Here is a 24,445-nt window from a genome sequence, read left to right on the forward strand (position 1 = left end):
GATCGGATGGTTGTTCTGCAATTGAAGTGGTCTAATGTAGGTTGTTCTAAGTTCATTTTATACATAGCGATTCATGGATTATGGGGAGAACAATCAGGAGGGAAATCATTGAGTACACATCAAATCGGGGTTCCATTGGAAGGGTTTGCAGAATTTAGCCGCACGGTTGCCGCAGAAGGCGCGGTTCTATTGAGAAACGAAGGTCAAATACTTCCTCTTCGTGACAACGAAAACGTTTCAGTTTTTGGCCGGATTCAAGTTAACTACTATCGCAGCGGCACAGGTTCAGGCGGAAGCGTGCATGTAGCATATACAACGAACCTGCTGGATGGGCTTCGCAGCAAGAAGAACATCACCGTTAATGAAGAACTGGCAGCAGTCTATGAAAAGTGGATTGAGGAAAATCCATTTGATGATGGCGGTAAAGTATGGGCTGCTGAACCTTGGAACCAGAAGGAAATGCCTCTGACAGATGAATTGGTTGCACAAGCAAGAAGCAAGTCCGGCAAAGCCATCGTGGTAATTGGACGTACTGCTGGGGAAGATCAGGATAATGCCGATGCACCAGGCAGCTACCAGCTGACCGAAGATGAGAAAGCCATGCTGAAGCAGGTTACAGCGCATTTTGAACATACCATTGTGGTGCTGAATGTCTCCAATATTATCGATATGAGCTGGTTGAACGAAACGTATGTACATCCGATTCAGGGCGTCATCTACTCCTGGCATGGTGGTATGGAGGGTGGTAACGCGATTGCCGATGTACTGGTGGGTGACGTTACACCGAGCGGTAAACTGACGGATACGATTGCGTATTCCATCGAAGATTACCCTTCAACAAGCAACTATGGCAACGAGTTCAAGAACCTGTATCAGGAAGATATTTATGTGGGTTATCGTTATTTCGAAACGTTTCGACCTGAAAAGGTTCAATTTGAATTCGGTTACGGCCTGTCTTATACGACGTTTGCCATTCAACCGCAAGATGCTCGCACGATTTCCAGAGAAGGCCAAACCTTCATTGAAGTCCGAGTAAACGTGACCAACTCGGGTACAACATATGCGGGCAAAGAGGTTGTACAGGTGTACTACGAAGCACCACAAGGCAAGCTCGGACAACCTGTGAAAGCTCTGGCTGCCTTCGGCAAAACAGGACTGCTCCAGCCTGGAGAATCGGAATTGCTGACGGTAAGCTTCCCGGTACATACTATGGCATCCTACGATGATGCAGGCGTCACAGGATATGCATCTGCTTACGTTCTCGAAGAAGGCACGTATCGTTTGCACGTTGGTACCAGTGTAAAACAAGCAGACCACATCGAAATTGACGGTCAGGATGGGTACATCGTAGAAACGATTCAATTGGTGGAACAGCTGCAAGAGGCGATGGCCCCAACCGAAGATTTCACGCGGATGAAGCCGGGTGTTCGCAAGGCAGATGGGTCATACGAACTTATCTATGTGGACGTGCCGAAGCGTCAGATTTCCATGGCAGACCGGATTGAGAAGAATCTGCCACAAACGCTGGAGCAAACGGGTAACCAAGGTTACAAATTGAGCGATGTCAAAAACGGAAAAGTCAGTCTGGAAGCCTTCATCGCCCAATTGAGCGATCAGGATCTGGCTGCGATCGTACGAGGCGAGGGTATGAGCAGTCCGCTTGTTACCTCGGGTACAGCATCCGCATTCGGTGGTGTCAGCGACAGCCTGTTTAACTACGGCATTCCTGTAGCCTGCACAGCGGATGGCCCGTCCGGCATTCGTATGGATAGTGGGGAGAAAGCGACACAAGTTTCGATCGGTACGCTGCTGGCAGCGACATGGAACACGGATCTGGTTGAAGAGCTGTACGTCATGGAGGGCCAGGAGCTGTTAAGAAATCAGGTGGATACCCTGCTCGGACCTGGACTCAATATTCGCCGCAGCCCGCTCAACGGTCGTAACTTCGAGTACTTCTCCGAAGACCCGCTGATCTCGGGTGTGTTTGCGGCAGCATGCACCAAAGGTATTATGAAGGGCGGATCCAACGCGACCCTGAAGCACTTTGCCTGCAACAATCAGGAGAAACACCGCAGCAAGGTCGATGCTGTAGTCTCGGAGCGTGCCCTGCGTGAGATTTACCTGAAAGGGTTCGAAATTGCTGTGAAACAAGGCGGCGCCAATTCCATCATGACCTCTTACAACCCGATCAATGGACATTGGGCTGCATCCAATTACGATCTGAACACGACTATTCTTCGCGGAGAGTGGAATTTCGACGGGATCGTTATGACAGACTGGTGGGCCATTATGAACGATGTGGTCGAAGGCGGAGAGGCTGACCGCAAATATACAAACTGGATGATCCGTGCGCAGAACGATCTGTACATGGTTGTGCCGAACTATGGCGCAGAGATCAACGGCTGGGATGATAACACGATTGAGTCCTTGGCAAATGGAACTCTGACACGCGGAGAGCTCCAGCGCTCGGCAATCAATATTTGCAAATTCATCATGAATGCACCGGTTTCCTCAAGAAAACACGAAATCGTGGAGAACGTGGCTTCCTTCCAGGCCAATGCATCCCTTGCTGCAGATCAGGTCCAAGTTCTGGCTGAGAATGCACAGGTGAAGCCTGCTGTAGGCGAGCCAGTCTATATGAAAGTGGATGAGGCAGGCCAATATCGGATTATCGTACAGATCATGTCCCCTGAGCCGGAACTGGCCCAAAGCGCATGTAATGTGCTTTTGAATGACCAGTTGATGACGACCATTCAGACCAATGGTACCGAAGGCAAATGGATCAGACAGAAGCTTGTAAAAGTAGAGCTGGAAGCAGGGCTGTATGAGTTGAAGCTGGACTTCACCAAACCGGGTCTGCAGATCGACTGGATTGAATTCAAACAGGTCTAGTACAGGCATACAGGCATCCTGTGATGGGCATGTTGTCACTGGACAGGCTGACTGTTATGATGTTGTTAGGAGATCCTGGAATTCTGAACAATCTGGTCAGGAGTGTTGCGAAGGATGAGAAGGTATAATTTTTGGAGTCCAATCCTGCTGATTGCAGTGGCATTGATTGTAAGAAGCCTGGTAACCAACCTGGGTATGCTGTTCGGCATGTCGCAGGAATCAGCAAGTAGTATCGCCATGATTGCCATGGTGATTGCCGCACTTATTATGTTTAATCGAATGACGAAGGCTCGTCGCAAAAAATAAAAAAAGCCAGGATGACCGATAAGGAAATCAAGGCAAGATAGACACCCTCTGGGGTGTCTTTTTTTTGTATTGACGTGCTGAACCTAACGTTTTAGACTAAACCTAAATCATAATAACGAAAATTAAATAACGAAAATAACAAATCAAGAAATGGATTAAATTTGCACAATGACATGGGAACGCAAAGGACAGAAAAAAAATGAAGAGGCGTAAAGCTCCCCCTACCTGGGATGTTAACCTTCAAAGAGTGAGGAATAAGGACCGCAAATGCACAAGTGATGAGGCTTTGACGGTCCTTATGTCATGGGGCGTGGACGGAACTGGTTCGGTGAGAGTCCGGTACCCCGTCTGAATTGCCTGGAGAAGTGGCTGACGGAGTGATAGCCAAGTTCATCCGCGATATCCTCAATGGTCTTGTTGGTACTGACGAGCAGCTGTTTTGCATGGTTAAGCTTCTTCTCCGTGACATATTGCCGAGGGGAGATGCCGTATATTTCTTTGAATATTTTGGTGCACTGGCTGCGGCTCAGGTTCAGCTCTTCGGCCATCTGTGTGATGGAACCTTCACTCGAAATGATGGTCTGCAGCTGCTCTTCGATGCGATGTGCAGTATCAGCCTTATGCATGGTGACCTCCGGTATGGCGTCCGGGATAGAATCAGCTTCTCCGGATTGCAGCAGGATGATCTCCTGAATGATCAGGAGGATGTAGGCTTGCAGTGCCATTTTCTGAACCGAAGTCAGGGTGATTCTGGTTTCTGTGCCATTTGGAGCTGATAGGGAAGTGGAGGACAGATTGTGCTGCATCTCCCGTTCAATCTTGGCTACATAGGCAGGCAGTTCAGTGGCAGCTGCCTTGCTGTGGGGAATCAGGCGATATTCCTGCTGGCTCAGCGTTCTTCGCAGTTCGGAATCATCAATGTCGAAGTGAATATTAAAAAAGTCAAAGCGTAAATGATGAATCGGTTCCATGTCGCCTGTGGACTCGTTGGTATGGGCGTTCTCCATCTGGTGTCTGGCACCTGCCCGGATGAAGAACCAGTCTCCTGGACCAAGCAGAATTTCATCCGCACCGATCAGCATTCTGCCTTCTCCAGATTGGCAGTACAGAACTTCATATAAATGATGATGGTGCTTTGGATAGACCCAGCCGGGTGATTTCCTGCCAAAATGACAACCCGTAACCTGCAGAGTGCTCGTCATATTGGGAAAGATCACATCCGTATCCATGGAATCACCGCCTTGAACTTGTTGTCACAGATTATACCACTCGGCCAGTAGGCACAAAAGGTCAAAAAACCGGACGCTTTGTGAATGGTGAGAAGCCTCCAGGACTTATATATTGGAAGGAACGAAGGGAGTCATCCAATGAAGAGACAGCCCATACTGGAAGTGATTGCAGTAGATGCAGCAGACGCTAGGACAGCCGAACAGGGTGGAGCAGATCGCATCGAACTAGTCTCTGCCATGTCTGAAGGAGGCCTTACCCCCAGCGTTGGCATTATCGAGCAAGTGGTGTCCCAAGTTACCATTCCGGTATATGTCATGATTCGTCCGCATAGCCGCTCGTTCTGCTATAGCGCCGAGGACATCCGTGTTATGACCCAGGAGGTGCGTATGGCTAGAGAACTTGGGGCATCTGGCATTGTGGTCGGTGCCTTGTCGGAAGGCGGAGAGGTTGATCTTGCAGCCATGGCGTCATGTCTATCCGAAGCACAGGGACTTGGCGTTACATTTCATCGAGCCATGGATGTGAGCGCAAGTCTGTCAGGAACACTCCATTCCATCAGCACGCTGGGACAGGTAGAACGTGTACTGACATCTGGAGGAAAACGGGCAGCACCTGAAGCCATTTCTGAATTGAAACAGCTCCATGAACTGAGTCAGGCGTTGGATATAACGGTAATGGCTGGCTCAGGGGTAACCTTGGACAGGATTAGGGATTTGGTAAGGCAAACGGGTATCACGGAAATACATATGGGTTCAGGTGTCCGATATGAAGGCAGTTTTCATAAGCCCATTCATCCGCAGATGGTTGAAGAAGCCAAACGACATCTGTTAAGTGCATTCCAATCCACGAAAGACGGGAGTGATACACGATGAGTCATGGACTGCAAGCAGCCGATTGGGTCAAGGCAGTAGCACAAGTCAGGCCTTCCAAGCGCCAGCTGGAGTGGCAGGAGATGGAGTTCTACGCCTTTATTCATTTTACGGTAAATACATTCACGGATCGCGAATGGGGGACTGGCGAAGAAAGCCCAGCAATCTTCCATCCTTCGGAACTCAACGCAGAGCAATGGGTAGAGACGTGTAAGGCGGCAGGTATGAAGGGATTGATCCTGACATGCAAGCATCATGACGGGTTTTGTCTGTGGCCAAGTCAGTTTACCGAGCATACAGTCGCAGCCAGTCCGTGGAGAAGCGGCACAGGTGATCTGGTAAAAGAAGTGGCCGATGCCTGCCGTGAGGGCGGATTGAAATTCGGCATTTATTTGTCCCCTTGGGATCGTCATGAGGCATCATACGGGGATTCAGAGAGGTATAACCAGTTTTTCCTCCATCAGCTGCACGAGCTGCTCACCAATTATGGCGATATCTTCTGTGTGTGGTTTGACGGAGCATGCGGCGAAGGTGCGAATGGCAAAAGGCAGGTCTACGACTGGGACGCATACTATGCGCTTATTCGGGAACTCCAGCCGGAAGCTGTGATCTCGGTATGCGGCCCGGATGTCCGCTGGTGCGGCAACGAGGCGGGTCATACACGAGATTCGGAATGGAGTGTTGTGCCGGCAGATATGCAGGATAATGAGAAGATTCAGGAGCAATCCCAGCAGGTGGATGATGGGGAGTTTGCCAGAAGGGTCAATACGCAGGACAGTGATTTGGGAAGTAGAGAGGTCATCCGTGATCTAGGTGACCAACTGATCTGGTACCCTGCCGAGGTGAATACATCCATTCGTCCAGGTTGGTTCTATCATGCAAGTGAAGACAATCAAGTCAAAACGCTGGAGGAGCTGCTTAATGTTTACTACGGCGCAGTAGGGGGCAATGCCAGTTTTCTGCTCAACCTGCCGCCGGATACGCGTGGCCTTATTCACGAACGGGATGTGGAACGGCTGCAGGAGTTGGGAGATGTCCTGCGTACTACGTTTCGAGAAAACCTGGCATTGCATGCAAAGGCTGAAGCATCGGAGACGATGGATGAACAACATGAAGTCTCGCAAGTGCTGAGTGAACAGCGGGATACGTATTGGTGTCCGAGCGAAGGAACGGAGCAAGCGTGGATTGAGGTGGATTTGCTGACGGAGACAGCGTTTGACCGGGTTGTGCTGATGGAACATATCCAGATAGGTCAACGGATTGAGCATTTTACACTGGAGGTTAGCAGGCCAGACGGTACCTGGGATGAGATATATAACGGAACGGTTGTAGGGTACAAGCGAATTTGTCGCTTTCCGAGGGTCACATCGAGAAGGGTTCGATTAACCATTCATCAATCCAGGTGGTACCCGACGTTGTCCAGGATGGGCGTATATCTGAGCGAGCGGGGAGAGGTGTAGCATGGCGGTTTTGACCTATCAAGGTTCACAATTCATGTATGATAACAAGCCTGTTCAAATTTGTTCAGGAGCCATCCATTATTTCAGGGTAGTGCCCGAATATTGGGAAGATCGACTATTGAAGCTGAAAGCTTGCGGATTTAATACCGTGGAGACATACGTGCCGTGGAATTTCCATGAACCAAAGCCGGGACAGTATCGTTTTGAAGGCATGGCGGATCTGGAGCGTTTTATTCAAATTGCAGCAGATGTGGGTCTATATGTGATTATCCGTCCGAGTCCTTATATATGTGCCGAATGGGAATTCGGGGGATTGCCTTCCTGGCTGTTGGCTGATGATGCTATCCGTCTTCGATGTAATGATGAGCAGTTTCTGGCGAATGTGGATCGGTATTATGATGTGCTTTTGCCCAAATTGCAACCGTTCCTCAGCACCCGAGGCGGACCAATCATCGCGATGCAGATCGAAAACGAATACGGCAGCTTCGGAAATGATGCGAGTTATCTGAAATATTTGCGCGACGGCATGGTGAGGCGTGGTATCGATGTACTGCTCTTTACCTCAGACGGACCGACAGACCACATGCTGCAGGCTGGATCAGTGCCGGGGCACCTGGCTACAGTTAATTTTGGCTCAGGGACGCAAGGGGCTTTTGCCAAGCTGCGGACATATCAAGCCGAAGAACCATTGATGTGTATGGAATACTGGAACGGTTGGTTTGATCATTGGGGAGAGTCACATCATACTCGTGATGCAGAAGATGTAGCTGGTGTATTCGAAGAGATGCTGCGAGAAGGAGCCTCAGTTAACTTTTATATGTTCCATGGCGGAACAAACTTCGGATTCTACAACGGGGCGAACTGTCAGCAAAAGAATCAATACGAGCCTACCATTACAAGTTATGATTACGATTCTCTGCTCAGCGAATCAGGGGAGCCGACAGCAAAATTCCATGCAGTACGTGATCTTATTGCCCGGTATAGCGGCCGCGATATGGGAGAGCTCGTGCTGCCTGAATCAAAGGGTACCTTTGCCTACGGGCAAGTGAAGTTGACGGAACAGGCCGAACTGCTGAGACAGGTGGACCGGATCTCGGTCCCGGTTCAGCGAACCAATCCGGAACCGATGGAAAAGCTCGGTCAGGATTATGGATTTATTTTGTACCAAACCCGAATTTCCGGGCCCAGAGAGCGGCAGGAGCTGGTAGTTCAAGAGGTGCATGACCGTGCGCTGGTGTTTGTGGATGGACAATTCCAGGGCGTGCTGGAACGCGGGAACGATGCTTTGTCAGTATCCTTTGAAGTGCCAGAAGAGGGTGCGGACATTACAATCCTTGTTGAAAACATGGGGCGAATCAACTATGGACCTTACCTGAGAGATCCGAAGGGCATTACAGAGGGGGTGCGTCATGGCTTTCAATTTCTATTTGATTGGACGATTCATTGTCTGCCGCTGACGGATCTGTCCGGATTGCAATTCGGCGAAATATCTTCTGATATTGAGAATCCGGCACTTTACCGGGGAAACTTTCAAGTAAACGAACCGCAGGATACCTTTCTGCGTCTGGACCATTGGACCAAGGGTGTTGTTTATGTAAACGGATTCAATCTGGGACGGTATTGGGATAAGGGGCCGCAAAAAACCTTGTACGTCCCTGCGCCTCTGCTGCGCCAAGGAGTAAATGAAATCATCGTGTTTGAGCTGCATAAGACGACTGATCAGGCAGTAACTTTTGTTAATAAGGCAGATTTGGGCTAGGAAAAGGAAAAAAGCATAGCAAACGATTATTGGGAATTGTCGAGCCATCCGGAAAAAGGTATACGTTGGGTATGGTCATCGACTACAAGAGAGGATGAGGTGAAGTATGAAAGTTGGACTCAGTACCTACAGTCTGCAGCAGGCACTTGATCGCAAGGAATTGACTGTGCCGGGTGCCATCCGATTTATTGCCGAGCAGGGCGGCGAGCATGTGGAGATTGTACCGATGGGATTCAGTCTGATCGACAATCCGGAGTTGATTGATGAAATTAAACAGACTGCAGAAGAGGTCGGAATCGACATTTCCAATTATGCGATTGGTGCAAACTTCGCTGTACAGGAGGACGGCGATGCACTGGAGCAAGAGATACAGAATGTGATGAGGCATGTGGATGTCGCTGCTGCACTGGGTGTTAAGCTTATGCGTCATGATGTAGCTTTTCGTCCAGCCGAAGAAGGGACTGTAGCGCAGTTTGAGAAGGACCTGCCGATACTGGTGCAGGCCTGTCAGCGAATCGCCGATTATGCGGCAGGCTTCGGAATTACAACGAGTGTAGAGAATCACGGTTATTATGTGCAGTCCAGCGAGCGGATTCAGCGACTGCTGCATGAAACGGCACGGGAAAATTTCAAGACCACGTTGGATGTCGGCAATTTCCTCTGTGTGGATGAAGATCCGGCGAGTGCCGTGAAAAATAACATTCCATACGCGTCAATTGTGCACGCCAAGGACTTCTACTGGAGATCTTCGTACCGCAATCCCGGTGAAGGATGGTTCCAAACCTCGCACGGCAATTACCTGCGCGGTGCCATTGTAGGCCATGGCGATATAGACATGCCTGAGGTGTTTCGTGTACTGAAGCAATCCGGGTATGACGGATATATTTCGGTTGAGTTCGAAGGCATGGAAAATTGCCAAACCGCCTCACGCATTGCGATGGATAACGTTCGCCGCCTATGGGAAGAGGCATAGGGCTGAGTACTTGTTTTAAATGAAAGTATGAATTACACAGAGCAACGGAGAGGGCAGAAAAAACCTGGAGAAGCGAAGCGTTCGCCTTTATCCCCGGATTTCCACCTTTATAAAGTCATTGAGTAATCTGGGGATAACAGCGATCGGAAGGTGGTTCTGCCAGCGTAGTGTTAGTGTGTTAATAATTTTTATTTATGGAGGGATCAGCACAATGTCCAAATTGAAAGTCGCCGTCATCGGTGCCGGGTCAATATCCGATTGCCACCTGCAAGCCTATGCCAGTAATCCAGACGTTGAAATATACGCCATATGCGACCTGAATGAAGCACGTGCCGCAGACATGGCAAAAAAATATGATGCAACTCATGTATTCACCGATTACAAGGAACTGCTGGCCTTGCCCGAGATTCATTCCGTCAGCATCTGTACATGGAACGATTCACACGCAGAGATCAGCATTGCCGCACTGGACGCGGGTAAAAACGTGCTGTGTGAGAAGCCGCTATGCCAAACCGTAGAGGATGCCCTCGAAGTAGAGAAGGCCGTTCATCGCAGCGGCAAGCTGCTGCAGGTCGGTTTTGTACGCCGCTATAGCGACAATGCGCAGATTCTGAAGAAGTTCATCGATGCGGGTGAGCTGGGCGAGATCTATTATGCCAAAGCATCCAGCTTGCGTCGCCTCGGTAACCCGGGCGGCTGGTTCTCGGATATTAATCGCTCCGGCGGCGGTCCGCTGATTGATATTGGTGTGCATGTCATCGATATTTGCTGGTACCTGATGGGCAGACCAAAGGTGAAATCCGTTTCTGCCAACGTGTCCAATCGACTCGGCAATCGTGCCCATATCAAGAATCTGTCCTTTTACAAAGCAGCAGACTATGACGCTGAGCAGAACACTGTCGAGGATATGGCGAATGCCCTGATTCGTTTCGAAAATGGGGCAAGTCTGCTTGTCGATGTCAGCTTCACACTTCATGCCAAAGCGGATGAAACCTCAGTCAAACTGTACGGCGACAAGGGTGGTGCAGAACTGGAGCCGGAAATCTCGATCATTGGCGAGAAATTCAATACCATTTTGAACATGACCCCGCAGGTAGATTTCAAATCCTTCGATTTTATGGGCTCGTTCCGTAATGAAATCAATCATTTTATCGACAGCACGCAGGGCCGGAAGGAAACGCTTAGTCCGGTAGAGGACGGCGTGGAAGTGATGAAAATGCTCTGTGCCATTTACGAGTCAGCACGCGAGGGACGCGAAATTTCACTGTAATAATGCCCTTATTTGTTGAACTGAACGTTTAAGCCAAAACGGAGAGGGCAGAACCAATCTGGAGAAGCGAAGCGTTCGCGTTTATCCCCGGATTTTCCCTTTGGGAAAAGGGAATCCAAAAAATCCGGGGATAACAGCGATCGAAAGATGGTTCTGACCGCGCAGTGGCCCAGGGTAAAGCTATTTATTCAGCTTATGACATCTAATCCAAAGGAGATGAACGGGATGAGCGAAACCAAAGACGCGGTGCTGGAACAGGAAGAACAGGTCGTTGAAGCAGGGGTACACCATTTTAGCAAAGAGGAAGAATGGGTCAAACCGGATGATCCGCTGCTGCTTGAACGGCTGGAGTGGTTCAAGGACCAGAAGCTGGGGCTGATGATGCACTGGGGCCCCTATTCCCAGCTTGGACTCGTGGAGTCCTGGGCACTGAGCGATGAGGATGGCGATTGGTCGCGCGATGACATCGACTGGACGGACGACATGGAGCATTTCAAGCGAGAGTATTTCGATCTGAACAAAACCTTTAATCCGATCCGCTTCCAACCCGAAGAATGGGCACAGATGGCAGCAGACAATGGCTTCAAATATTTCCTGTTCACGACGAAGCACCACGACGGTTTCTGCATGTGGGACACCCATACGACCGATTATCGGATCACGGGCAAGGATACTCCTTTTCATACTCATAAATATGCGGACATCTGTAGAGTACTCTTTGACGCATTCCGGGCCAAAGGGCTGGGGATATCGGCGTATTTCTCCAAAGCGGACTGGCACACCCCGTATTATTGGGCACCGGGAATGAAGCGCGGAAGCCACATGTGGCGCGGACCATCGTACGATCCCCACAAGTATCCGTGGCTGTGGGAGAAATTCGTGGAGTTCACACATGAACAGATCATGGAGCTGCTGACGAATTACGGGCGGATCGAATGTCTGTGGCTGGATGCCGGTTGGGTGCGAGAGGGTCGCCACGGCCAGGATATCCGGCTGGGAGAAGTTGTGGAGCGGGCTCGTCAGACAACCCAGCCATGGCTTCTATCAGCAGACCGCACGGTGGGTGGACCATATGAGAATATTGTTACCCCTGAGCAGACCATCCCGGAACACCCGATGAATATCCCTTGGGAGAGCTGCATTACGGTAGGTAATTCCTTCGCCTTCGGATTTGATGACCAGTATAAATCGGGGAGACAGCTGGCGCATATTTTGCTGGAAGTAGTGTCCAAGGGCGGCAACTTGGCGCTGAATGTTGGACCGCAGCCGGATGGTCGTCTTCCCAAAGGGGCAGTGAGGGGCATCAAGGCACTTGGTGAATGGCTCAACACCCACGGTGAAGGAATCTATGGAACCCGGATCTGCGGACCTTATTTTACGAAGGATTGGGCCTTTACGCAGAAGCAAGATATTAACACCGTGTACGCCTTCCGTTTATACAGAAACGAGAACGAAGCAGTAGAAGCACAAGTCATCATCCCTTATATGGAGAAAGTAGAGCGAGTCGAACTCATTGGCACCAATGACGCAATTTCGTATCAACAGACGGAAAATGGACTTGTTGTTGATCTGCCACCATCGGCTGTTTCTGGGGCAGCACCGATCACGCATACGTTCAAATTGTTAACACGTGGGTAGATGGCATGTGAATTCCGGGGGAGCAATCAGGGCCTCCGGGATTTTTGTATTTAAGCATATGGAGGTGGAATTCCTGATAATAAAGGCGCAAAAATGCTTGTGCCGCAAGGGTTTATGGAATATGGAGAGGTGGGAGAAAATTACGAATTGATCAAAAAACAAGGTTCCATGTACTATCGAATTAAGAAAGCGCTACCTGATACTATTACTAACACAGTTAGCGCAAAAACATCAAATGGATCGAAAAATAGGATGTTTAAGTGAAATGAATGTAATGTATTATTACACTTGAGGTGTAGAAGGAGTGACGCAAATGAGTCGAGCTACGGAAAGCATACCCGCCAGCCTGGAACTCCAGCAGAGGAATCAGGTGGAGCCCAAAAGGCAGCATCCATTCATCAAAAGCCTCAAGAAGCATTGGGAGCTCTATCTGCTCGTTCTGCCTCCCGTGTTGTATCTGTTGATCTTCAAGTACATCCCCATGGTTGGGGTCCAGATCGCCTTTAAGGATTTTAGTGTAGTCAAAGGAATCTGGGGAAGCCCTTGGGTCGGATTCAAACACTTCGAAGCATTCTTTGAATCCCCCAACTTCTGGCTCCTGATCAAAAATACGATCGGCATCAGCTTCTACTCCCTGATCGCCGGATTCCCCATTCCGATCCTGCTTGCGCTGGCGCTGAATGAAATCCGAACGGGTTACTTTAAGAAGACCGTCCAGATGGTCACCTACGCTCCGCATTTTATCTCCACGGTTGTGATGGTATCCATTATTATTTTGATGCTGTCCCCGCATGTGGGCGTGGTAGACAAGCTGTTCACGCTGCTCGGCTTCCCGATGACCAACTTCATGGGCATTCCGGAATACTTCAAATCCATCTATGTCTGGTCCGGTGTGTGGCAGGGCATGGGATATTCATCCATCATATACATCGCCGCTCTTGCTGGTGTTGATCCATCGCTGTATGAGGCAGCGAAGATGGACGGGGCTTCAAGGCTTCGAAAAATATGGCATATCGACCTTCCAACACTCGTTCCAGTCACCGTTATCATGCTGATTCTGAGTTTGGGCAGCATTATGGGTGTCGGCTTTGAAAAAATATATCTGATGCAGAATCCGCTCAACACAAGCGCATCGGAGGTCATCTCCACGTATGTGTACAAGGTTGGTCTGATCGGTGCAAATTTCAGCTTCTCCTCGGCAGTAGGGTTGTTCAACTCCATTATCAATCTGATCCTGCTGATCATCGTCAACGGCATTTCCCGCAAAGTATCCCAGAACAGCTTGTGGTAAAGGAGGAGCTCATCCATGTTCAACCTGTTTAATCGCAACCGGATCAAGGATCCGCTCGGTGACCGCATCTTCATGGCACTCAACTATATCTTTCTGTTTGCCATACTGTTAACGGTATTTTACCCCCTCTTGTATATCATCAGTTCTTCATTCAGCTCTTCACGAGCCGTTACATCTGGTCAGGTGTGGCTGTTCCCGGTGGACTTTAACATCAAGGCGTACATCTCCATTTTTAAAAGTCAGCAGCTCATGCTCGGTTTCTACAACACGATCATCTACACCGTGGTCGGCACATTCATTAACGTGGCCCTGACCGTCATGCTGGCTTATCCCTTGTCACGCAAGTCGTTCTATGGACGAGGAGCCATTATCATTTTCATGATGATTACGATGTTCTTCGATGGCGGTTTGATTCCAACCTATCTCCTGATGAAGGATCTGCACCTGCTCGATACACGCTGGGCGATGTGGCTGCCAGGGGCGCTCGCGGTGTTCCAGGTCATCGTAGCGAGAACCTTCTTCCAGTCTTCCATCCCGGAAGAGCTCGGAGAGGCGGCGGAAATGGACGGCTGCCGAGATATCCGGTATCTGATCAGTGTCGTTCTTCCGTTGTCGAAGCCCATCCTGGCTGTTATGACACTCATGTATGCCGTAGGTCACTGGAATGCATATTTTGATGCTCTGATCTATCTGCGTTCCGAAAAGTTGTTCCCGCTGCAATACGTTCTGCGCAATCTGCTCATTCTGAATGCGGCTGATCCGGCGATGCTCGCCAATACCAGTCAACAGATGCGGGATCAGGGATTCGAGCAGGTATTGAAATATGCACTTATCGTTGTCGCAAGTATTCCAATTTTGATCATGTATCCGTTTGTACAGAAGCATTTTGTCAAAGGGGTCATGGTTGGTTCCCTCAAGGGATAATTCACAGAAATGATGCCCGGCTGGCCTCTTGAAAGGAGGTGGAAGGAACACGCCGGCTTCCGGGATCGGTTTTATACAAGTGCAGTAAACGAGTTGTATGCCGTTTTGAACAAAAAGGAGGAGTCAGATTGAGAAAATCTTGGATTTCGATGTTGTTTCTGGTCTTTGCTTCAATGGCTTTGTTGTCCGCATGCGGTTCATCCGAAGAATCGGGTACAGGTAGCGATGGTAGCGGCGAGAGCGGTGGCCCTGTAACGATGACTTTCTTTGCCCCGCAAGGCAAAGCGTCCATGGAAGAGAATGAGTTCACCCAATTTATCGAAGACAAGTTCGACGTTACCCTGAAATGGGATCTGGCCCCGACAGACGCATTGCAGGACCGCAGACAATTGCTGCTCGCCAGTGGTGATTATCCCGAAGTGTTCCTTCACGGCAAGTTCACCACCTCAGATCTTCAGAACTATGGAAAACAAGGCGTGTTCCTTCCGCTGCAGGATCTGATTAAGGAATATGGCCCGAATCTGACCAAGATCATGGAAGAGAAGCCATATTTCAAAGAAGCCATTACAGCTCCGGACGGCAACATCTATGCCCTGCCGATTTTCAACGAATGTTACCACTGTACGTACGCACAGAAATACTGGATCAACACGGAATGGCTCGATAACCTGGGCCTGAAAATGCCAACAACGACGGATGAACTGTACACGGTGTTGAAGGCGTTCAAGGAGCAGGACCCCAACGGTAACGGCAAGGCTGATGAGATTCCTCTCACTGGCGCGCCGAACAAGTACGTATGGAACGGCAACATTGATGCCTACCTGATGAACAGCTTTATTTACAACGATAACGATAAGTACCTGATCGTGAACGATGGCAAGGTTGATTTTGCAGCAAACAAGGATGAGTGGAGAAAAGGGCTGGAGTACATGAACAAGCTGTATGCGGAAGGCCTGATTGATCCGGCTTCCTTCACGCAAAACGATCAGGCGATCGGACAGCTGGGGAATAAGGAAGGCGACGAAGTGGTCGGCTCCATTACGACAGCACTGGTCAGCTATCTCGTGAACACCTATGACAAAGATATTACACGTCATCAGCATTGGGAGATCGTTCCCCCATTGAAAGGACCGGATGGCGTACAGACAACAGGTGCTACACAGAGCGTAGGGGAGTTTGAGTTTGCCATCACGAATAAAGCAACAGAAGCACAGCAGATTGCGGCGATCAAAATTGTGGATTACATGTTCAGTGAAGAAGGTGCCCTGTACGCGGAATATGGCCCGACCGAAGGCAAAGGGTGGAAGAAGGCTGATGCAGATGAGAAAAACATTAATGGTGAGCCTGCCAAGTACAGCTACTACAACCTGCCTGAACGTGACCCGAACGTTGTCGTTAATGAAAGCTGGTCGCAGATCGGAGCACATGACTTGTCCAATACGTTCCGTAACCTGTTTGCCGAAGGTCAAAATCCATTAGAGGCAGAAGGCTATGGTACAAGACTGGCTCAAGCGACCAATGTGTATGAACCATATGCACCAAAAGAAGTATATCCGGCAAATGTATTTATTCGTCCGGAGGATACCGAATCGGCAGCACAACTTACCACGGCCATCAAGGATTATGTGCAGACCAATATGGCACAGTTCATTATCGGCAGCAAAAGCATCGATAAGGAATGGGATTCATATGTCAAAGGCTTCGATGGACTGGGACTCAGCAATTACCTTGAGATCTACCAGCGTGCAATTGAGAAGGATCAATAATAGTTGAGGAATTCAAAATCGAGACTGTCCCGAAGTCACCCGTGACCGGGACAGTTTTATCCTTTGACAACCCCACTTCCTCCGATATAATACGGATTATTTATAGGTAGTTAACGACCAGAGCGAGTGGTTGTCGTCACATGTATAAACAGTGGTGGGGGGACCTTGGGGATGAACAACAATTGGTTTAGACGTTTGCTGCTTTCGTATCTGCCTGTGTTCTTTATTGTGACTACGATTCTATTTATTATCTTCTTCCAGATTTTCAATGAACAGAACCGCAAGGAAGCGCTAAAGGCCAATGAATTTCTGGCTTCACAAGTGACGCAGTATTTGGATAATTCCCTGCGCTCGATCGATTTCAAGGTGCTGCGCGAGATTTTGACCAATCCGAATCTGAAAAATTATTACGCGGTAACCGGAAGTGATGATGTCTATGCCGGCATTCAGGCAGTTCAGGTTATCGACGAATTGAAAATAGAATATCCGCTGATCGACTCTATTTATATGGTCCGTTACAGGGATGACAAGGTATTCAGCAATGGCAAGCCCGTGCCCATCGAGGAGTTCCCGGATGCGGCATTTATAGACGACAGCCGGGCTGCAGAAACGCAGAAATGGGTCGGCGGAAGAACCTTCAGGGCCTTTCCCACAGAGGAAGGGAAACAGGTCATTACACTGATCCGCGGAGTCGGCAATGGGAGTGGCCTGATTGTGGTGAATGTTGATCTGCAGACGCTGCAGAAGTCCATTATGCAGATGTATGATCCGGAGTTCACCTTCGTCAATATCTACAATCGGTCAGGCGGCAATCTGTGGGATAGCGGTGTGACAGAAGAGCATACAGTCAAAGCCTCTTCCGGCGAGGTTTTCTCTGAGTTTACTTCCAGCTACAGCGGTTGGAAGGTACAAACGGGGCTGAACAACGGGAAAGTCGTCAAATTTGCTCTGAAATTCTACAATATCTGGTTTGTGTTTGCCGTGGCTGTTGTCCTCATTGGTGTGGTGTGGGTGATCTATGTAACTCGCAGGAATTACAAGCCGATTCAGCAGATCGTCACGTTAATTGAGACGGTTGCTTCACAGAAACAGCCAGGCATGGGCCATTCCAAGGAGAACGAATTCCGATTTATCCAAGCCACGCTGGAACAGATGATTGACCAGACGAAGCAGTACCAGGAGGAGTACGAAGAGAATCTGATTTTGAAGAAGAAATACTTCTTTCAGGAACTGCTGGAGGGAACGAGGGAGTTTACCGCCGATGAACTCTCGGCTGAGATGAACAGGTTCAGTCTCCCGCAATTGGATGACAGATGGACCGTAATGGTCGTTGAGATTGACCGCTATTCCCGCTTCATTGACGAATATCATGTGCAGGACCAGTCCCTTCTGAAATTTGTATTGTCCAGCATTCTGCAGGAGAGTGCCCGCAAGGAAGATACGGAGGTATGGGCGGAGTGGATCTCGGACCATCGCCTGTATGCCATCTTATGGTTGCCGGACACACCGCAGCCGGAAGAGAGTGAACGCAGACTGTTGGAAGGCTATCTGGATCAGGTGGAGCAGTATCTGAACTTCACGGTAACCATTGGAATTGGACGGGTGGCTGTTGATCTGCGTGGTCTCAGAGCATCCTTCAAGGAAGCGGTCCATGCGCTCGATTACAAAGCGGTGCTGGGTGTGAACCGAATTATTCCGTATGGTGATGTACCAGGCTCAACCAATGATGTGTATGAGTTCTTGAAGACCATATCGCTGTTGGTGCAGGCCATGCGGCTGTCTGATGACGATTGGGATAAGCATTTTGACAAACTGTTTAAGCAGATTCATGCCTCGATGCTATCCCGTCAGGAAATTATGAACACGATCCAGCTGCTGTTCCAGCATGTGAACCGGGAATTCGCAGAGCTACCGCGTGAGTATCACGAGCTGTGGGCAGAGGTCATGGGTCATCTGCTTCGGAATTTGGAGGATTGGGAAACGGCTGAAGATCTGCAGGAATTGTGCAAGGATGGCTTCCAAAAACTTGCCGGACAGATGCAGGCGCTCCGTTGTTCCAAAAAACATCGGACGCATATTCTGGAGATTCGCAAGTATATCGAAGAGAACTATAACAATCCTGATCTGTCTTTGAATTATTTGAGTGACCTGTTCGATATTAATCCGAAATATTTAAGCAAGCTTTTCAAGGATGAGATTGGTGAGAAATTTGTGGATTTGCTGATTAGTCAGCGGATTGAGAAGGCCAAACAGTTGATGCAGGAGACGGATAAGGCCATTCAGGAGATCAGTGAGGAAGTCGGATACACGAATTACAACTCATTCAACCGGGCCTTCAAAAATGTGGTAGGGGTCGCACCGAGCGATTACCGAAAAGCCATTTGATCGCAAGTGGAACACAAGCAGCAAGCCAAGCCAAATGCATAAGGAGAATGTGCACATGGATTATAGAGATGCTTCGTTACCGATCCCCGAGCGGGTACAGAATTTGCTTGAACGGATGACTACGGAAGAGAAAATCGGTCAGCTGATTCAGCCGATGGGCTGGAAGACATACCGGAAAGAGTCGGATGGCACCGTACAAGTGACGGAGGAATTCAAGGAGAATATCGCGCAAGGTGGCGTTGGTTCACTATACGGCGTGCTTCGTGCCGATCCGTGGACCGAGGTAACACTGGAAACCGGATTGACCCCGGGCCAGGGAGCGGCTGCCACCAATGAAATTCAGCGCTACGCGATTGAAAACTCGCGTCTGGGCATTCCCATTTTGTTCGGGGAAGAATGTTCGCACGGCCATATGGCGATCGGGGCAACGGTATTTCCGGTGCCGCTGACTGTAGGAAGCACGTGGAATACAGAATTGTACCGCAAGATGTGTGAGGCCATTGCAGTCGAGACTCGCAGCCAGGGCGGAGCAGCAACCTATTCGCCTGTGCTGGATGTGGTACGGGACCCAAGATGGGGACGGACCGAGGAGTGTTTTGCCGAAGATCCGTATCTGATTGGCGAGTTTGCTGTGGAAGCGATCAGGGGATTACAGGGTGACCGTCTCGATTCGGACCGAACCATTATGGCAACGCTGAAGCATTTTGCGGGATATGGAAGCTCGGAAGGAGGGCGTAATGCCGCTCCTGTGCATATGGGTCTGCGCGAGCTGCACGAGGTAGACCTGCTGCCTTTCAAAAAGGCAGTGGAAGCCGGTGCCTGTTCTGTAATGACAGCGTACAACGAGATTGATGGTGTACCGTGCACCTCCAGCACGTATCTGTTGAATGATCTCCTGCGTGAGCAGTGGGGCTTTGAGGGGTTTGTCATCACCGACTTTGGTGCCATTCAGATGCTGGTTAGCGGACACAACACAGCGGAGAACGGGGAGCAGGCTGTAGCTCAGTCTCTTCAAGCGGGTGTGGACATGGAGATGTCCGGATTCATGTATCGTAAACATCTGGCGAAGGCACTGGAGCAGGGATTGATTCATCATCAGGATCTGGATACAGCGGTATGCCGGATTCTGGAGATAAAGTTTAGATTGGGGCTGTTCGAGCAGCCTTATGTCGACCCAGAATTCGCAGAGCGAGTAATTGGTTGCGAAGAGCATGTAGAGCTGGCAAGGAAGGCAGCCCAGGAAGGGATTGTTTTGCTCAAAAATGAGGAGAATCTCCTTCCGATCAGCAAGACGAATCCGAAGATCGCGGTACTGGGTCCGAACGCCAATCATACGTATAACCAGCTGGGAGACTACACCTCTCCACAACCGAGTGGACAGATCGTTACAGTGTTGGAAGGCATACGCCGCAAGGTTGGTGCTCAGGCAGAACAAATCCTGTACGCGCCCGGCTGCCGGATTAAAGGGGATTCCAAAGAGGGCTTCACGCAAGCACTCGCTTGTGCTGAACAGGCTGACGTAATTGTGATGGTTATGGGTGGATCAAGCGCTCGCGACTTCGGGGAAGGCACAATTGATCTGCGGACGGGTGCATCGGTCGTAACGGATAATCCATGGAATGATATGGAATGTGGTGAAGGTATCGACCGTTCATCACTGAATCTGATGGGTGTGCAGCTGGAGTTGGTGCAGGAGGTATATAAGCTGGGCAAACCCGTGGTTGTTGTATATATAAACGGGCGACCTATTGCAGAGCCGTGGATCGACGAGCATGTGCATGCCATTTTGGAGGCCTGGTACCCGGGGCAGGAGGGCGGCAATGCAGTGGCAGACATTCTGTTTGGAGATGTGAATCCGTCCGGGCGTCTGACGATCTCCATTCCCAAACATGTCGGACAGCTCCCCGTCGTTTATAATGCCAAACGTACGCGGGGGAAGAGATATTTGGAGATGGATCTGGAGCCGCAATATCCGTTCGGCTTCGGGCTCAGCTATACCGAATTCGAGTATGACCATGTGAGAGTTGTGCCTGAAATAATCGAACCGAATGGTGAGGCTGAGGTTCAGGTGGAGGTTACGAATACAGGTAAGGTAGCCGGAGCTGAGGTTGTGCAATTCTATATAACGGATGAAGCTGCTTCCGTCACTCGGCCGGAAATGTCACTTAAGGGATTTCGCAAGATCCATCTGGAGCCTGGACAGACTCAAACCGTTACTTTTGCCGTAAATGCAGAGCACCTGGAACTCATGGACTCCCGCCATCAGTGGGTGGTTGAGCCAGGCAAGTTCCGTCTGATGGTTGGCAGCAGCTCTAAAAAGTGGAAGGCATGCGATTTACAAGTGCAAAGTGAGGTGGGATCGGTATGATTCGGCTAAGTCGATTTATAGAGGATATGTCACAGCAGCAATGGTTAGCGAAGCTGGAGCTGCCCGAATGGCAGATGCAGAGGGCCAGATATATACGGCCTGGGGAATACCGGATGGAGCAGGAAGAGGCCTCCGTCCAATCTGTAAATCCCCTTCATAGTACACATGGAACGACTTATTTTATGAGCAAGCTCATTGAAATCCCTAGCGATTGGGAGGATCATGCCATTGCTTTGACTTTTGAAGCGGGTGGTGAAGGATTGCTGAAGGTGAACGGCAAGCCGTATCACGGACTGGATCGCAATCATTGGCTGGTCCCGCTTCCCCGGAGACGGGTTGGGGAATCACCCCTGCTGGAGATTGAGCTGTATGATCCCATTCCGGAGCCGCATGATCCACTGAATCGCCAGGCGGTCATACAGCCGCCGATTCGGGGAGTACGTTCAGCCCTCGTACATATCAATCGTCCACTGCAAAGCCTCATGTATAGCGTAACGGTGCTTGCAGAATCGCTAAAGGCGCTGCCTGAAAAAGATCTGAAGCGTATCCGGCTGGTTCGGGCCATTCACCAAGTCATGGATGAGATGTACAACGAGCCGAAGCGGTGGGTTGAGCCAGCGTGGGTGCAGCGCTTCGAACAATCGCTTGCACTGTCCGTACAGGAGCAGGATCCAGAAGAACAACGGGATGGATTCATGCATCTTGTGGGACAGTCACATATTGATATCGCCTGGCTCTGGCCTGTACGGGAAACCGTGCGCAAGTCCAGTCGTACCTTCTCCACGATGTGTACCTTAATGGACGAACATCCGGGGTTCGTGTATTCACAGAGCCAGCCTCAGCTATACGCATTCGTGAAGGAGCATTATCCGGATCTGTACGAACGGGTCAAGGCTCGCATTGCCGAGGGTCGATGGGAACTCGTCGGTGGCATGTGGGTAGAGCCAGACTTGAATATCCCGAGCGGAGAGTCCCTGGTGCGACAGATTCTGTACGGACAGAACTTCTACCAGGAGGAGTTTGGCAAGCGCTCAAGCATCGAATGGCTGCCGGATACCTTCGGCTACTGTGCGTCCCTGCCGCAAATACTTCAGCTTGCGAATGTTCCCTATTTCATGACCACCAAGCTCAACTGGAATGACACCAATGTGTTTCCTTACGACCTGTTCGACTGGGTAGGCATAGATGGTACCTCAGTGCTGGCGTATCTCAATCACGGGGTGAATGAGCATACGCGTCCCAAGGATGTGGATGAACACTGGCAATCCTATAAACAGAAGGATCTGCATCCGGAGCAAATGCTGCTCTATGGACATGGAGACGGTGGGGGCGGGGTTACACATGAAATGGTTGAGTTCGCGGAGCGCGCCCAGTTCATGGTGGGTCAGCCAATCAGCACATTCAGCACGGCTCAGGCCTTTTTTGAAGAGATTTCAGCCAGCAATCCAGCGTTACCGAAATGGCATGGCGACCTGTATCTGGAACTGCATCGCGGAACATATACGACTCATGCGCGAAATAAACGCAGCAATCGCAAGGCTGAGGTGCTGTATCGGGATGCAGAAATCTGGGGGCAGTTTGCAGGGACTGAAGCAGAGCAGATCAAGAGCAACCTGGACGGCGGATGGAAACTGATGATGCTGAATCAGTTTCATGATATTATCCCTGGCACATCCATTCCGGAAGCTTACGTTACGTCTGCGGAAGAGTACACGAGGGTGTTTGAGCTGGGCACGTCAGCTCTGAATAATTCACTCGGCAGCCTCGCAGAGCGCATTGCAACGGATGGATGGGAAGGCATACCGTATGTCATATTTAACAGTTTGGGCTGGGAGCGAGGAGAAGTGGTGACCCTTAGCGGGGGTGCTGAACTCAGCGGCATGGCAGCGTTTGACCAGAACGGTAATCGGTTGGATTGTGATCTGGTGGAAAAGGAAGACGTACGGACCCTGTCTGTCGTTATCCCATCCATCCCTGCGTTTGGTTATACGACGATATGGCTTCGCCCAGACAAGTATTCTTCTCCGGCTGCATTGACGGAGGACTCTTTCCCTTCCGTTTGGGAGACCCCATTTTATATGGTTGAATTCAACGAGATCGGCGAGATTACCAGATGGTATGACAAATCTGTGGGCCGGGAGTGGTTGAAGCCAGGGGACAAGGCAAATGAGCTGCAATTTTTCCACGACAAGCCAACCTACTGGGATGCATGGGACATTGATCCGAGGTTCGAATCTCAGCCTGCAGGCAAGGTACAGCTAATCTCGAAGGAGATTGTACAGCGGGGTGCAGCCAAGGATGTACTGCGGTTTCGCTGGAAGTTGAATGAATCAGACATCAGCCAGGATATCGTATTTTATCGTCATCAGCGCCGGGTGGATTTCCAGACAAAGGTCAGCTGGAATGAGAGTCATAAGCTGCTGAAGGTTGCCTTTCCGGTGGATCTGGTGGCTGCCAAAGCAACGTATGAAATTCCGTTTGGTGCGCTGGAACGGCCGACACATAACAACACTAGCTGGGAACAGGCACAGTTTGAGGTCTGCGGGCATCGCTGGGCTGATATCTCCGAGGGCAATAGCGGAGTAAGTCTGTTGAATGATTGCAAATATGGATACGACATCAAGGATCGGACAATTCGCCTGTCTCTGCTGCGTGCTCCGAAGTGGCCGGATGAACATGCCGATCATGGCGAACATGAATTTACGTATTCAGTATTGCCCCACCAGGGCGATTGGCGGGAAGCTGGGGTCGTACGTCAGGCGATGGAGCTGAATCATCCGGTTCAGGCCGTTGCCGCAGGCAGGCATGCGGGCGTCCTACCTGCGGAGCACGCCTGGATTGATTATCAGAGCAAGCATGTCATCCTGGATACGGTGAAGGCCTCGGAAGATGGTACGGGCACGATACTTCGTTTCTATGAATCGTCAGGTGGCCGGGAAACGGTACAGGCCCAGTGGAAAGACCGGAATGTAGAGGCAGCAATCGTTAACCTGTTGGAGGATGAAATTAATCCGCTTGCTTCTCAGAAAGGCGCATTCGAGCTGACATTTAGACCTTATGAGATCAAATCGGTGAAACTTAGTCCTGTTAATTAAGGATTAGCCGGGCATCGCCTGGACAGGCAGCTTGGAACCTACACGGTAAATGACGTAAAAGGATATAAAAAAGGTGTTGGATTGATATGTGACGGCGACTCATACTTTAGTTATGATGAGGAAGAGTCGAGGAAGATTCGCTTCTCTATTATTGACGTTCATATCATCTGATTATCGGCTCAGACAGTATCCTGTTTTGAAAATACCAATTCACGGGAG

At 50.0% G+C, this 24,445-nt stretch carries 15 protein-coding genes; 14 read left to right on the top strand and 1 reads right to left on the bottom strand.

The window, feature by feature from the left end:
- The first annotated feature begins 108 nt into the window (after positions 1-108).
- Positions 109-2,892 carry a glycoside hydrolase family 3 C-terminal domain-containing protein gene (locus MHB82_RS01090; RefSeq protein ID WP_341173597.1) on the top strand — a complete coding sequence of 928 codons (2,784 nt, stop codon included), beginning with the start codon at positions 109-111 and terminating at the stop codon, positions 2,890-2,892.
- Positions 2,893-3,006: 114 nt separating this feature from the next.
- Positions 3,007-3,198 (top strand): hypothetical protein, encoded by a 192-nt coding sequence (locus tag MHB82_RS01095; protein WP_095362005.1) that lies wholly within the window; start codon positions 3,007-3,009, stop codon positions 3,196-3,198.
- Positions 3,199-3,494: 296 nt separating this feature from the next.
- Here the strand turns inward: MHB82_RS01095 and MHB82_RS01100 are convergent, their stop codons facing one another.
- Positions 3,495-4,400 carry an AraC family transcriptional regulator gene (locus MHB82_RS01100; RefSeq protein ID WP_341173598.1) on the bottom strand — a complete coding sequence of 302 codons (906 nt, stop codon included), beginning with the start codon at positions 4,398-4,400 and terminating at the stop codon, positions 3,495-3,497.
- A gap of 165 nt (positions 4,401-4,565) precedes the next feature.
- On the opposite strand from MHB82_RS01100, the gene MHB82_RS01105 reads away from it, so the two are divergent.
- The 12 genes from MHB82_RS01105 (at position 4,566) to MHB82_RS01160 (ending at position 24,226) form a co-directional block, all read left to right on the top strand.
- Positions 4,566-5,300: a copper homeostasis protein CutC gene (locus MHB82_RS01105; RefSeq protein WP_341173599.1), complete on the top strand. Its 735-nt coding sequence runs from the start codon at positions 4,566-4,568 to the stop codon at positions 5,298-5,300.
- Entirely contained in the window at positions 5,297-6,757 is a 1,461-nt protein-coding gene (locus MHB82_RS01110) for an alpha-L-fucosidase (protein ID WP_341173600.1), read from the top strand. The genes MHB82_RS01105 and MHB82_RS01110 overlap by 4 nt, the downstream gene beginning before the upstream one ends.
- 1 nt (position 6,758) lies before the next feature.
- A complete protein-coding gene (locus tag MHB82_RS01115) occupies positions 6,759-8,516 on the top strand; it encodes a glycoside hydrolase family 35 protein (protein ID WP_341173601.1) in 1,758 nt (585 codons plus the stop codon).
- 106 nt (positions 8,517-8,622) lie between these two features.
- Positions 8,623-9,489: a sugar phosphate isomerase/epimerase family protein gene (locus tag MHB82_RS01120; protein ID WP_341173602.1), complete on the top strand. Its 867-nt coding sequence runs from the start codon at positions 8,623-8,625 to the stop codon at positions 9,487-9,489.
- 211 nt (positions 9,490-9,700) lie between these two features.
- Positions 9,701-10,759, top strand: coding sequence for a Gfo/Idh/MocA family protein (locus MHB82_RS01125; RefSeq protein ID WP_095361999.1), 1,059 nt, complete (start codon positions 9,701-9,703; stop codon positions 10,757-10,759).
- Between the two features lie 225 nt (positions 10,760-10,984).
- Positions 10,985-12,397, top strand: a complete 1,413-nt coding sequence (locus MHB82_RS01130; protein WP_341173603.1) for an alpha-L-fucosidase — start codon at positions 10,985-10,987, stop codon at positions 12,395-12,397.
- 313 nt (positions 12,398-12,710) lie between these two features.
- Positions 12,711-13,688, top strand: coding sequence for an ABC transporter permease (locus MHB82_RS01135; protein WP_095361997.1), 978 nt, complete (start codon positions 12,711-12,713; stop codon positions 13,686-13,688).
- A 15-nt stretch (positions 13,689-13,703) separates the two neighbouring features.
- Positions 13,704-14,612 carry a carbohydrate ABC transporter permease gene (locus MHB82_RS01140; RefSeq protein ID WP_095361996.1) on the top strand — a complete coding sequence of 303 codons (909 nt, stop codon included), beginning with the start codon at positions 13,704-13,706 and terminating at the stop codon, positions 14,610-14,612.
- 128 nt (positions 14,613-14,740) lie between these two features.
- On the top strand, positions 14,741-16,378 hold the full coding sequence (locus MHB82_RS01145; RefSeq protein ID WP_341173604.1) for an ABC transporter substrate-binding protein: 1,638 nt from the start codon (positions 14,741-14,743) through the stop codon (positions 16,376-16,378).
- Between the two features lie 171 nt (positions 16,379-16,549).
- A complete protein-coding gene (locus tag MHB82_RS01150; RefSeq protein ID WP_341173605.1) occupies positions 16,550-18,763 on the top strand; it encodes a helix-turn-helix domain-containing protein in 2,214 nt (737 codons plus the stop codon).
- A gap of 55 nt (positions 18,764-18,818) precedes the next feature.
- Positions 18,819-21,131: a glycoside hydrolase family 3 N-terminal domain-containing protein gene (locus MHB82_RS01155; RefSeq protein ID WP_341173606.1), complete on the top strand. Its 2,313-nt coding sequence runs from the start codon at positions 18,819-18,821 to the stop codon at positions 21,129-21,131.
- Entirely contained in the window at positions 21,128-24,226 is a 3,099-nt protein-coding gene (locus MHB82_RS01160; protein WP_341173607.1) for an alpha-mannosidase, read from the top strand. Before MHB82_RS01155 ends, MHB82_RS01160 begins: the two co-directional genes overlap by 4 nt.
- Positions 24,227-24,445 lie beyond the last annotated feature (219 nt).

It is taken from the genome of Paenibacillus sp. FSL K6-2862 (genome assembly GCF_038005125.1).
In the GTDB taxonomy this organism is placed as follows: Bacteria; Bacillota; Bacilli; order Paenibacillales; family Paenibacillaceae; genus Paenibacillus; species Paenibacillus illinoisensis_A.